We start from the raw sequence: 11,766 nt of genomic DNA on the forward strand, positions 1-11,766 counted from the left end.
TGTTTTTATCAGTGAACCGCGATGATCGGAACGTTTTCGATAAATATCTAATGATTCGCGAGAGCTTGGCTTTTTTCTACTTCTTACGCAAGACACTGCTAAAAAACCCATCGACGCCACCGAACATATCAGGTGTCGTGCGAAGATCGCCCGCGGCACTAATCGCCGCTTCCATTCCGGGCCAGTCTTCCCTGTGAACGGCAACACGCTCCACATCAGGGTTTTCCGCCAGAACCTCGGCAATCATCTCTTCCCCTTCGGAAGGATCGAGCGAGCAGTTGGAAAAGACCACGAGGCCGCCCGGCCCGACGAGCGTTAGCGCATGTCGCAGCATCTGGCCCTGAAGTGCCGCGAGTTTGGCAATGTCGTTCTCGTCTTTCGTCCAGCAGACGTCGGGATGCTTGCGCAAAGTGCCGGTAGACGAACAGGGTGCATCGAGCAGCACGGCGTCGAAAAGCTGTTCCGGCTGGTATTTCAGCATATTGGCCTCCACCGTTTCGGCATGGAGACCAAGTCGGTCGAGATTTTCCCGAAGGCGGCGAAGACGGTTGCCGGACTGATCCAGCGCCGTTACCCTGGCGCCCGCCAGCGCAAGCTGGGCGGTCTTGCCGCCGGGGGCAGCGCAAAGATCGGCGACGCGCTTGCCGGAGATATCGCCCAGCAGCCTTACCGGCATGCTGGCTGCGAGATCCTGAACCCACCATGCGCCCTCGGCGAAACCGTCGAGCGAGGGGATCTGGCCTTCGAATTCACCCAGACGCACGCTGCCATTCGGCATAAGCGTGCCACCCAGTCTTTCCGCCCAAAGAGCGGGATCGGCCTTTACCGTCAAGTCAATGCAGGACGGTGTCAGCTGTGCTTGCGAGATCCTTTGAGCCACCTCATCGCCATAAGCCGAAACAAGCCGCGCATAGAACCATTCCGGCAAGACCGGAACATCCGCGATGGCCTTTTCGATCTCCGCTTTTTCACGGCCGAGCCTTCGAAGCACGGCATTGACCAGCTTGACGAAACGCCTATTGCGAGGATCGCGATGCGCCTGCTCCACGGCAAGATCGACAGCGGAATGATCCGGCACATCGAGATAAAGCATCTGCGCAGCCCCAACGACGAGGACGTGATGCAGCGATCGGGCTCCTTGCGGCAATGGCCCATCCAACAACATCGACAATGCCGTCTCAATGCGGGGAAGGTGCCGGAGCGCACTATTGACGACCGCCCTCACCAGTGCCCGATCAGCAAGCGACAACGCACGATAGACGGGATTGCCGTTTTCGCTGTCGAGCATCCCGTCCATGGAGGTCTTCTTTTCCAGAACCGCCGCGAGAATGCGGGTGGCAGCAATGCGCGCCGCAAGACCCGGCTTGTCCTCGAAAGACGAAGGGCCGTCTTCACGGCCCCTTGCATGCGCTGGCTTCGGTTTTCTGGACCGCGCCGGCTTACTCTGAATATCGGATGTCAAGACCACGGCCCCTTGCGCTCGTTTTCATTGCCTCGTCTCCAGCCCGTTGTGGGAACGGAGCCTGATTTGCGCACCGGTCTATCACCCGATGGCGGCGGCGTCGATGCTCGCGGAGAAAACTCCTGCGCCATCGCGTGCAGCGCCGCCACGCGGTTTTCCGTGTTCGGATGGGTGGAAAAAAGATTGTCCATACGCTCGCCGGAGAGCGGATTGATGATGAACATATGCGCCGTTGCCGGATTGCGCTCGGCATCGTCATTGTGAATTTGCTGTGCCATGCCTGAAATCTTCTGCAGGGCAGAGGCAAGCCAGAGCGGGTTGCCGCATATTTCCGCGCCGCGCCGGTCGGCGGAATATTCGCGGGTGCGACTGATAGCCATCTGCACCAACATTGCCGCAAGCGGCGCCACTATCATCGCCACCAGCACACCGATGAAGCCCAAGGGGTTATTGTTGTTTTCCCTGTTGCCGCCAAAGAAGAAGGCAAAATTGCCGAGCATGGAGATCGCACCCGCGAGCGTGGCGGTGATTGTCATGGTCAGGGTATCGCGGTTCTGCACATGGGCGAGTTCATGCGCCATGACACCGGCCACTTCCTCGGGCGTCAGACGCTCCAGCAGCCCGGTCGAAGCGGCAACAGCCGCATTCTCAGGATTTCGACCGGTCGCGAAGGCGTTTGGCTGCGGACTGTCGTAAATATAGACCTTCGGCATGGGCAGACCGGCATTCTGCGACAGATCCCGGATCATGTGAAAGAACTCGGGCGCATTCGCCTCGTCGATCTCCCGGGCGCGATAGGCCGAAAGGACCATCTTGTCCGAATTCCAATAGGAAAAAAGGTTCATACCGGCCGCAATCAGCAGCGCTATCATCATGCCGCCTTTACCACCGATCAGAAAACCGACACCCATGAACAATGCCGTCATGAAGGCCAGAAGCATTGCCGTGCGCATCATGTTCATCCGTTGAACTCTCCTTCTTACTCGCCTGAAATATTGTTGGGTTTATAAAACCCCTTCGATTATATAATCTGGTAAGCGGCAAACATATTTCAATATCCCGTCATTGGGAGGATTTCATGCAGAATGCAGATAATGACAATGGTGCCGAAGAGGGCGCGGAGCAGGTGAGGCGTCTTTCGCCCGCAGCGCAGCGAGCGCTAGAGGAAGCGGAAGAACGGCGCCGGCAGCAGGCTGATCTTCAATTGCCGCCGGAGACTGGCGGTCGCGGCGGCGCAGAACCCGTTCGTTTTGGCGATTACGAAATAAAAGGCAGGGCTATCGATTTTTGAGGGCCGCAAAACGAAAATACCCGCCTTTGGCGGGTATTTATCAATTAAAACAGATATTTAATTATTTCTGCTCCAGCAGCCGGCAGACGGCTTCAAGCTGTTCAAGTGTGCGGTAACCGATACGAATCTGCCCCGATCCACCCTTGTGGCTGATTTTCACATCGAGGCCAAGAGCGTCTGAAAGACTGCGTTCGAGCGCAATCGTATCAGAATCCTTTTCCCCAGCCGGACGCTTTTCAGCAATCTCACCCTGCGATTTGATATCGTTTTGCGCCAGACGTTCGGCATCACGCACCGAAAGTCCCTTGGAAACAATCGTGCGTGCCAGAGTCGCCGGATCGGAAGTGGAGACCAGCGCGCGCGCGTGACCGGCGGAAAGCGAACCGTCCGCCAGCATATCCCGGACCGGATCGGGCAGCTTCAAGAGCCGCAGACTATTGGCAACATGGCTTCGGCTCTTACCGATGATTTCGCCGAGATCATTCTGCGTATAACCATGTTCGGCGATCAGCTGTTCGTAACCCATCGCCTCTTCAAGCGGATTGAGGTCGGAACGCTGCACGTTTTCGACGATGGCAAGTTCCAGAGCAGTACGATCATCCACATCGCGAACGATGACAGGTACGTCAGTAAAACCAGCCAGCTGTGCCGCGCGCCAGCGGCGCTCACCGGCGATAATCTCGTATCGGTTGACTCCAACCGTTCTCACTACTACTGGCTGAACGATTCCGTGCTGACGGATAGAGGCGGCAAGATCCTGCAGCTCGTTTTCATCGAAATGGCGCCGCGGGTTTCTATGGCTGCGGGCGATGAATTCGATCGGAATGGTACGATCGGCGTTGACCGCGCGCTGAGGCTCGCCGACCGGCACGGGCTGATCCATTTCACCAATCAATGCGGCAAGACCGCGCCCCAATCGACGCTTCGAAAGATCATCACTCATAAGATATTACTCCATACAGTCCGCAAATGTCAGGCGGCTTTGCGCAGTCGCTCTCTCTGGATCACTTCTGATGCCAGTTGCAAATAGGCCTGACTGCCGGCGCATTTCAGATCATAGAGAATGGCCGGCTTACCATAGGACGGCGCTTCCGAAACACGGACGTTGCGCGGGATAAGAGTATGGTAAACCTTTTCGCCAAGATGGCTACGCACATCCGAAACGACCTGCTGCGCAAGATTGTTACGCGCATCGAACATCGTCAAAACGATGCCCTGTATATCAAGCTGCGGGTTGACCGAGCCGCGTATCTGGCTAACCGTATCCAGCAGCTGACTGAGACCTTCCAGGGCAAAGAACTCGCATTGCAGCGGCACCAGCACAGAATGCGCGGCCGTCATCGCATTCATCGTCAAAAGATTGAAAGAGGGCGGGCAATCAACGAGAATATAGGAATAGCCTCTGGCTTCCGGCGTTTCCATTGCCGCACGCAACAGGAAAACGCGGTTTGCGACATTCGCGACCTGCATCTCGAAACCGAGCAAATCCATTGTGGAGGGCACGATATCGAGATTCGGCACCGCCGTGGGTACAGCAACCTCCGCAATCCCATGTTCTCCTACCAGAAGATCATAGGACGAAAGCTTGCGCTCTTTGCGGTCAATTCCGAGCCCAGTACTCGCATTGCCCTGCGGGTCCAGGTCGATGATCAGCACACGCTCACCAATAGCCGCAAGCGCGGTCGCCAGATTGATAGCGGTTGTTGTCTTGCCAACGCCGCCTTTCTGGTTCGCAACTGCGATAATTCGGTTTTTTTCAAAGGTCATGCCGCACCTGGCCAGCTTGTCAGCGTCTCAAAACGAGGTTGCTGATTTCAAGAACAACAGAATCTGCCTCAATGGCACTCCGATGTTTTATCAGATCAAACTGCCAGCGACCATGCGCTTTCTGCACTTCAGAATCATAATCCCTGCCTTTATTAAAATAAGCCTTGAGATTAGGATTATTTTGCGCCCAGGGATGAATATACCCAAAAAGTAAATCCAGATCTGCAAGGGCACGAGCGGACACAGCATTACAAGTTGTTATAATTTCAGACGCCGTCTCGATTCTGACAGGATGAACCGCGCCTCTGGCACCGGTTTCCTTAAGAGCGATTCGCAGAAAAGCGGCTTTCTTATTATTGCTTTCCACCAGATCGACCCAGCCATCGCCAAGTTCCGCCAGAAAAATTGCCGTGATGACACCGGGAAAACCGCCGCCGCTGCCGAGATCAATCCATTTTTTTGGTTGAGGAGAAAGCTGGAAGATTTGCGCGCTATCGGCAACATGCCGGCTCCAAAGCTCCGTTAGCGTGGACGGCGCTACCAGATTCGTGGTCTTATTCCACTTCTTGAAAAGCTCGACAAAATGCTCGAGCCTCTCCTGTGTTTCACGTGAAACACTCTGGCCGTTTATCTTCATAATCCGACTCGCTATTGGTGCATGCGCAATTGTTCACTTCGCGTTGCGGTACCTTTCCGCAGAAGTGCGAGCAGCAGCGATATCGCAGCTGGCGTCATGCCGTCAACACGAGCGGCCTGTGCAATATTCTCCGGGCGGGCTTTTTCCAGCTTTTGTTTAAGCTCGTTGGAGAGCCCGGACAGACTTTGAAAATCGAAATCGTCAGGGATTTTTCTGTCCTCATCCCTTTTGATATCGACAATATCAGCGCTCTGCCGTTGCATATAGACGGCGTAGCTCGCTTCAATCTGCAAGACCTCCGCGACCTTAGCGTTAAGCCTGTTGAGTTCAGGCCAATGTTCTGCGAGCGCCTGCAATGTCATATCAGGATAGGCAAGCAGCTCATAAACGGAACGACGCTGACCATCCTGATTGAGTTTCAGACCCTGCTTGGCCGCTTGGGACGGGCTGATGGACAGCTCTTTCATCAACGCACGAACGCTATCAAGATCGGACAAGAAGTCTGTAAAGCGCTGCTGGCGCTCTCGTCCTAGAATACCTGCCTTCTGGGCGACGGGTGTCAGTCGGAGATCGGCATTATCCACGCGCAGGGAAAGACGATACTCCGCCCTTGACGTAAACATACGATATGGTTCGCTGACGCCCTTGGATGTCAAGTCGTCGATCATCACGCCGATATAAGATTCTGTCCGGCTAAAATGAAGCGGATCGGCACTGCCGGCATAAAGCGAGGCATTCAGACCAGCAACAAGACCCTGGGCGCCCGCCTCTTCATAACCAGTCGTGCCGTTGATCTGGCCAGCCAGAAACAGCCCCGGAATCTTGCGGCACTCAAGAGACGGTTTCAGCTCCCGGGGATCGACATAATCATATTCGATCGCATAACCCGGCTGCAGAATCGTAACCTGTTCAAGGCCTGGTATCGTCCGGATAAATTGCTCCTGAACAAAAGCGGGCAGGGATGTCGAAATACCATTGGGATAAATGGTATAATCATCGAGGCCTTCCGGCTCCAAAAATATCTGGTGGCCGTCCCGTTCCCCGAAACGGGTGATCTTATCCTCGATTGACGGGCAATAACGCGGGCCAACGCCTTCGATCTGCCCGGAATACATGGCAGAGAGGTGAATATTATCCTGGATGATCTTGTGACTTGCCGGGGTCGTGCGGGTCACACCACATTCGATTTGCGGATTAAGAATATGGTCCGTCATAAATGAGAACGGGACCGGATCCTCATCAGCTGCCTGCCGATCTACCGCATTCCAATCGATTGTACGTCCATCCAAACGGGCAGGGGTGCCGGTTTTGAGCCGACCCATTGCGAGACCAAGGCGCGATAGCGTGTCAGAAAGGCCGAGAGAGGGCATTTCGCCAACGCGGCCGGCTGGAATCTTTTCGGAACCGATATGGATAAGACCGCGCAGAAAAGTCCCGCTGGTTAGTACCACTGCGCCGCAAGGAATCCGGCTACCGTTTTTCATGATAACCGCAGCGACCCGATCGTTGTCCATTTCAATATCAAAAGCATCGCCTTCGATAATTGTCAGGTTGTCCATCGCATCGATTTCCCGCTGCATCGCTTCACGATAGAGCCGGCGGTCAGCTTGCGTGCGCGGCCCACGAACCGCTGGGCCCTTTTTCCGGTTGAGCATACGGAATTGAATTCCCGCAGCATCTGCGACCCTGCCCATCAATCCGTCCAGCGCATCGATCTCACGAACGAGGTGCCCCTTTCCCAAGCCACCGATCGCTGGATTACAGGACATGACCCCGATCGCCTCACGCTTGTGGGTAACAAGAGCGGTCTTTGCACCATGTCTCGCAGCGGCCGCCGCAGCTTCGCTGCCCGCATGACCACCACCAATAACAACGACATCGAATGACTGGTGCATATTGCTGCGCCCTGTTCTAATTCATCGACATCACCATACAGAGTGCCGATGTTTCACGTGAATCATTTTCCTATGCAGAATTCCGAGAAGATCACACCCAGCAAATCTTCCACATCGACGCGGCCGGTGATCCGTCCAAGCGATGTTGCGGCGAGCCTTAGATATTCCGACCTTATAGCAAGGTCCAGGGTCTCAGAATCGAGGGCATCACTAACATAGTTCAGCGTCTCTTCAAGTCGTTTTTTATGACGGGCACGGGCGGGAACCAGTGTCTGGCCAGAACCGACCCGTTTTTCTATCTCTCGCTTGAGGGCTCTACGCAGTTCATCTAGGCCAATTCCTTCTTTTGCTGAGATCGAGAGATCAAAATCATCGTCAGATGCGCGTGAGCGAAGCAAGGTTTTTGTCCTTACCCGCAAGGATCTCTGATTATCGAACGAGCCGATAGATTGTTTCGGGGTCGAATCGTTATCCTGCAGAATTAGAATGAGATCCGCAGTTTCCGCGGTCAGAACCGCACGCCGCACGCCTTCTCGTTCCACCACATCCTGTGTCTCGCGAATTCCCGCCGTATCGAATATCCGAACCAGATATCCGTCCAGATTGATATCGACGCTTAAAACGTCCCGCGTCGTGCCGGCAATGTCGGTAACGATTGCCACCTCACGACCGCTCAATGCGTTAAGCAAGGTGGATTTACCCGCGTTCGGTTCGCCTACAAGCGCAACCTTGAAACCGTCGCGGATGATTTCGCCATTCCCGCCGCCCTGGAGGTGAGCATTGATCTCGCCCTTTAGCGCCGCCATTGCCTCCCAAACCTGAGTAGCAACGGAGTCAGGCACGTCTTCCTCGTCGGCGAAATCCAGTTCCGCCTCGATCAGCGCGCGGGCACGGGTCAGGCGATTGGCCCAGCCATCATAGAGAGCCGATAGTTGGCCGCTGCTCTGCTCAACCGCCAGACGGCGCTGCATTTCCGTTTCCGCCTGCAAGAGATCGGCCAGACCCTCGACCTCAAGCAGGTCCATCTTTCCATTCTCAAAGGCTCTGCGGGAAAACTCACCGGCGTCGGCAGGCCGCAGTCCTCCGAGATTGTCAAGCTCGGCGAAGATGGAAGCCATGACTGCGCGACTACCGTGGCTGTGAATTTCAACGCAATTTTCGCCGGTAAAGGAATTCGGAGCCGGGAAGACGATCACCAGGCTCTGGTCGATGATCTCATTGTTTCGATTCCGAATCGAACAGAGGCTTGCTGTTCTTGGTAAAGGAAGGTCCCGGCCTGTCAGCGCCCTTAAGGCAATAAAAGCCTTTGCGCCGCTGATTCTGATAACCGCGACACCAGCAGGCAGTGCACCGCTGGACAGCGCATAAATCGTATCGGCGGAATCTGGCATCGTTCACCTCGGTCTAAAACAGTCAAGCCGCACCCGAATGAACGGATACGGCTTTAAAGCTCTTATGATAAATCCGACTAAAGTTCGGATCAGGTATTCATCGATTCGAAGAAATCCGAATTGGTCTTCGTCTGCTTCAGCTTGTCGATCAGGAATTCGATAGCGTCCATCGTTCCCATCGGCGCCAGAATGCGGCGAAGAACGAAGATCTTCTGCAGGTCCTGACGCGGCACCAGCAAATCTTCCTTACGCGTACCGGATTTCAGAATATCCAGTGCCGGGAAGATACGCTTGTCGGCAACCTTGCGATCAAGCACGATTTCCGAGTTGCCGGTGCCCTTGAATTCTTCAAAGATGACTTCATCCATGCGGCTACCGGTATCGATAAGCGCAGTCGCAATAATTGTCAGCGAGCCACCTTCTTCGATGTTACGCGCAGCACCAAAGAAACGCTTCGGGCGCTGCAGGGCGTTGGCATCCACACCACCGGTCAGAACCTTGCCGGAGGAGGGAACAACGGTGTTGTAGGCGCGGCCAAGGCGCGTGATGGAATCGAGCAGGATGACGACGTCACGGCCATGCTCGACCAGACGCTTCGCCTTTTCGATGACCATTTCGGCGACCTGGACGTGGCGTACAGCCGGTTCGTCGAAGGTGGAGGACACAACCTCACCCTTCACCGAACGCTGCATGTCGGTCACTTCTTCCGGACGCTCGTCGATCAGCAGAACGATCAAGTAGCATTCCGGATGGTTCGCCGTGATGGAATGAGCAATGTTCTGCAACAGTACCGTCTTACCGGTACGCGGCGGCGCCACGATCAACCCGCGCTGGCCCTTGCCGAGCGGTGCGACGAGGTCGATAACGCGCGACGACAGATCCTTCGATGTCGGAACTTCCAGTTCCATCTTGAAGCGCTCATTCGGGTAAAGCGGCGTCAGATTGTCGAAGTGAACCTTGTGACGAATTTTTTCCGGGTCGTCGAAATTGATCGTATTGACCTTGAGAAGTGCGAAATATCTTTCGCCTTCCTTCGGACCACGGATCGGTCCCTCAACAGTGTCACCGGTCTTCAGCGAGAAGCGGCGGATCTGCGAGGGCGAAATATAGATGTCGTCTGGACCGGGCAGGTAATTTGCGTTTGCAGAACGCAGGAACCCGAATCCGTCCTGAAGGACTTCAACGACGCCTTCGCCGATGATTTCGACGTCCTGGCTCGCGAGAATCTTGAGGATTGCGAACATGAGCTCCTGCTTGCGCATGGTGCTCGCATTTTCAACTTCCAGGGATTCGGCAAAAGTCAGCAAGTCGGTAGGCGATTTGCTCTTAAGTTCCTGAAGCTTCATTTCAGCCATGAAGGGAAGACCGTTTGATAATGTAATGTCGGGGGAGGGCGTGTTCGCGAATCAGATGCTGTGGAGATACCGCAGATGACTGAATAATTCACATGCCACGAAGATGAGTGGACTGAAAATAGCGATTGAACACGGCCGCTGCAAGAGGAAAGCACGAATTCCGCGAAATTTATCGTCGCACCACCTTAACCAAAGGGTTTCACAACCACAAGTATGACAATCAGGATCATCAGAACGGTCGGAACTTCGTTCATCAACCGCCAGTGACGGGCCGGTCTTGTATTTTCGTCCCGCGCAAAACGTTTCGCGCTGCGGCTGAAATAAACATGGGTGGCGGTCAGAAGCAGGACCAACCCGATTTTCGCATGCAGCCAGCCGCCGGAAAAACCATAAACCGACCATGCGAGATATAACCCCAATGTCCAGGATATCATCATAGCCGGGTTCATGATGACCCTGATCAGCCGCTGCTCCATTACCTTGAAGGTTTCGGATTGCTGAGAACCGACGGGGGCATCGGTGTGATAGATAAAAAGCCGCGGCAGGTAAAAAATCGCAGCCATCCATGAGATCACGGCGATGATATGCAGCGCCTTGATCCAGAGATAGAGATCGGCGGGATCGGCGTAAAACAGCAGCGCGATGAAAGCGGCAAAGACGCCGAGTGCGACGCCAGCACGCAAGGCCGCCTTGTTTCCGGAGCGGGCCGAGGTCTGTTTTTCCTCGCTCATCCAGCACCCCCAACCGAGCGCACCCGCTGCACCAGCCGGGTGACGTTTTCCGGGTCTGCTTGCGGGGTGATGCCATGGCCGAGATTGAAGATCAGCGGACCCTGCCCAAGCGACTGCAGCACAGCATCGATGCCATCCTGCAAGGCTTTGCCACCGGCCACCATCAGCATCGGGTCAAGATTACCCTGCACCGGGCCTTCCTTCTGCAAATCCCGGGCGAAGCTCAACGGCACGGACCAATCGAGGCCAATGGCGTTAGCACCCGTCTTGCGGCGATAATCCCTCAGCAGATAACCAGCGCCCTTGGCGAAAGCGATGATCTTTGCCGAAGGTCGGCGGGCGCGCACAGACGCGATAATCCTGGCGACCGGCTTGATCGCATATTCCTCGAATTCCTTTTCGCCGAGCACGCCAGCCCAGGAATCGAAGATCTGAACCGCGTCGGCGCCGGCATCGATCTGCGCCACCAGATAATCGGCTGAGACCTCAGCGAGGAGAGCCAGCAGCTTTTCCATCGCGGCCGGTTCCTGATAACCGAACAGCCGCGCCGGCGCCTGGTCCGGCGTCCCATGCCCGGCGATCATATAGGTCGCAACTGTCCAAGGCGCACCGCAAAAACCGAGAAGCGTCGTTTCATCCGGCAATGAGGTGCGCAGCCGCGACACCGTTTCGAAAACGGGCGAAAGATGCGCCATGACATCAGATGCATCAAGCTTTTCGATACCGCTAATATCGATCGGATCCATGGCCGGGCCCTTGCCTTCGCTGAAGGACACATTGCGATGAAGCGCGTCGGGAATGACAAGAATATCGGAAAAGAGGATGGCCGCATCCAGCCCGAACCGGCGAATGGGCTGAAGGGTCACTTCGCTCGCCAGCTCGGGATTATAACAGAGATCCAGGAAACTTCCGGCACTCTTACGCGTTTCCCGATACTCCGGAAGATAACGCCCAGCCTGGCGCATCAGCCATATTGGCGGCGGCGTAACCGTCTTCCCGTTCAAAACAGTCATAACCTTGCGTTCGCTCATGGCACCCAGCTTCTAAAAAATAAAAACAAAGAGATTTAAAAGATTTTCTATTTCTTAGAGTCTGTGGGTAGCAAGGATTAAAATCATTCCAGTCGAAATGCCGCAGCGACGATATATCAACAGTGCCTGAGGATACCGACAAGGTGAGTGTTTACAGATAACTGGGAAAACAGGAATTAGATAAATAATTTCATATACTTATTTTT

Annotated in this window: 11 protein-coding genes; 1 reads left to right on the forward strand and 10 read right to left on the reverse strand. The window is 55.0% G+C overall.

Annotated elements, in window-relative coordinates; translation table 11 throughout:
- Positions 1–76 precede the first annotated feature (76 nt).
- Positions 77–1,462, reverse strand: a complete 1,386-nt coding sequence (locus ATU_RS13755; protein ID WP_010972594.1) for an RsmB/NOP family class I SAM-dependent RNA methyltransferase — start codon at positions 1,460–1,462, stop codon at positions 77–79.
- Entirely contained in the window at positions 1,459–2,424 is a 966-nt protein-coding gene (htpX, locus tag ATU_RS13760) for a zinc metalloprotease HtpX (RefSeq protein ID WP_010972595.1), read from the reverse strand. The genes ATU_RS13755 and htpX overlap by 4 nt, the downstream gene beginning before the upstream one ends.
- A gap of 116 nt (positions 2,425–2,540) precedes the next feature.
- Here htpX and ATU_RS13765 point away from each other — a divergent pair, with 116 nt between their 5' ends.
- Positions 2,541–2,753 (forward strand): DUF1674 domain-containing protein, encoded by a 213-nt coding sequence (locus ATU_RS13765; protein WP_010972596.1) that lies wholly within the window; start codon positions 2,541–2,543, stop codon positions 2,751–2,753.
- Between the two features lie 61 nt (positions 2,754–2,814).
- On the opposite strand, the gene ATU_RS13770 is transcribed toward ATU_RS13765, so the two are convergent.
- The 8 genes from ATU_RS13770 to hemE all read right to left on the reverse strand — a co-directional run bounded on the left by ATU_RS13770 (position 2,815) and on the right by hemE (position 11,560).
- On the reverse strand, positions 2,815–3,696 hold the full coding sequence (locus ATU_RS13770; RefSeq protein ID WP_006311060.1) for a ParB/RepB/Spo0J family partition protein: 882 nt from the start codon (positions 3,694–3,696) through the stop codon (positions 2,815–2,817).
- Positions 3,697–3,725: 29 nt separating this feature from the next.
- Entirely contained in the window at positions 3,726–4,520 is a 795-nt protein-coding gene (locus ATU_RS13775; protein WP_006311061.1) for a ParA family protein, read from the reverse strand.
- 19 nt (positions 4,521–4,539) lie between these two features.
- On the reverse strand, positions 4,540–5,157 hold the full coding sequence (gene rsmG, locus ATU_RS13780; protein WP_010972597.1) for a 16S rRNA (guanine(527)-N(7))-methyltransferase RsmG: 618 nt from the start codon (positions 5,155–5,157) through the stop codon (positions 4,540–4,542).
- Between the two features lie 11 nt (positions 5,158–5,168).
- Positions 5,169–7,052, reverse strand: coding sequence for a tRNA uridine-5-carboxymethylaminomethyl(34) synthesis enzyme MnmG (mnmG, locus tag ATU_RS13785; RefSeq protein WP_010972598.1), 1,884 nt, complete (start codon positions 7,050–7,052; stop codon positions 5,169–5,171).
- 62 nt (positions 7,053–7,114) lie between these two features.
- Positions 7,115–8,443, reverse strand: coding sequence for a tRNA uridine-5-carboxymethylaminomethyl(34) synthesis GTPase MnmE (gene mnmE, locus ATU_RS13790; protein ID WP_010972599.1), 1,329 nt, complete (start codon positions 8,441–8,443; stop codon positions 7,115–7,117).
- 89 nt (positions 8,444–8,532) lie between these two features.
- Positions 8,533–9,798 carry a transcription termination factor Rho gene (gene rho, locus ATU_RS13795; RefSeq protein ID WP_006311067.1) on the reverse strand — a complete coding sequence of 422 codons (1,266 nt, stop codon included), beginning with the start codon at positions 9,796–9,798 and terminating at the stop codon, positions 8,533–8,535.
- A gap of 185 nt (positions 9,799–9,983) precedes the next feature.
- Entirely contained in the window at positions 9,984–10,529 is a 546-nt protein-coding gene (hemJ, locus tag ATU_RS13800; protein ID WP_035258059.1) for a protoporphyrinogen oxidase HemJ, read from the reverse strand.
- On the reverse strand, positions 10,526–11,560 hold the full coding sequence (gene hemE / locus ATU_RS13805; RefSeq protein ID WP_010972601.1) for a uroporphyrinogen decarboxylase: 1,035 nt from the start codon (positions 11,558–11,560) through the stop codon (positions 10,526–10,528). The genes hemJ and hemE overlap by 4 nt, the downstream gene beginning before the upstream one ends.
- Between the last annotated feature and the right edge of the window lie 206 nt (positions 11,561–11,766).

The organism is Agrobacterium fabrum str. C58 (assembly GCF_000092025.1).
Classification (GTDB): Bacteria; Pseudomonadota; Alphaproteobacteria; order Rhizobiales; family Rhizobiaceae; genus Agrobacterium; species Agrobacterium fabrum.

Excerpts from the sequence above, each read along its gene's own strand:
- htpX (WP_010972595.1), bottom strand. The coding sequence starts at position 2,424 with ATGAACATGATGCGCACGGCAATGCTTCTGGCCTTCATGACGGCATTG.
- ATU_RS13765 (WP_010972596.1), top strand. The coding sequence starts at position 2,541 with ATGCAGAATGCAGATAATGACAATGGTGCCGAAGAGGGCGCGGAGCAG.
- ATU_RS13770 (WP_006311060.1), bottom strand. The coding sequence starts at position 3,696 with ATGAGTGATGATCTTTCGAAGCGTCGATTGGGGCGCGGTCTTGCCGCA.
- ATU_RS13775 (WP_006311061.1), bottom strand. The coding sequence starts at position 4,520 with ATGACCTTTGAAAAAAACCGAATTATCGCAGTTGCGAACCAGAAAGGC.
- rsmG (WP_010972597.1), bottom strand. The coding sequence starts at position 5,157 with ATGAAGATAAACGGCCAGAGTGTTTCACGTGAAACACAGGAGAGGCTC.
- mnmG (WP_010972598.1), bottom strand. The coding sequence starts at position 7,052 with ATGCACCAGTCATTCGATGTCGTTGTTATTGGTGGTGGTCATGCGGGC.
- mnmE (WP_010972599.1), bottom strand. The coding sequence starts at position 8,443 with ATGCCAGATTCCGCCGATACGATTTATGCGCTGTCCAGCGGTGCACTG.
- rho (WP_006311067.1), bottom strand. The coding sequence starts at position 9,798 with ATGGCTGAAATGAAGCTTCAGGAACTTAAGAGCAAATCGCCTACCGAC.
- hemJ (WP_035258059.1), bottom strand. The coding sequence starts at position 10,529 with ATGAGCGAGGAAAAACAGACCTCGGCCCGCTCCGGAAACAAGGCGGCC.
- hemE (WP_010972601.1), bottom strand. The coding sequence starts at position 11,560 with ATGAGCGAACGCAAGGTTATGACTGTTTTGAACGGGAAGACGGTTACG.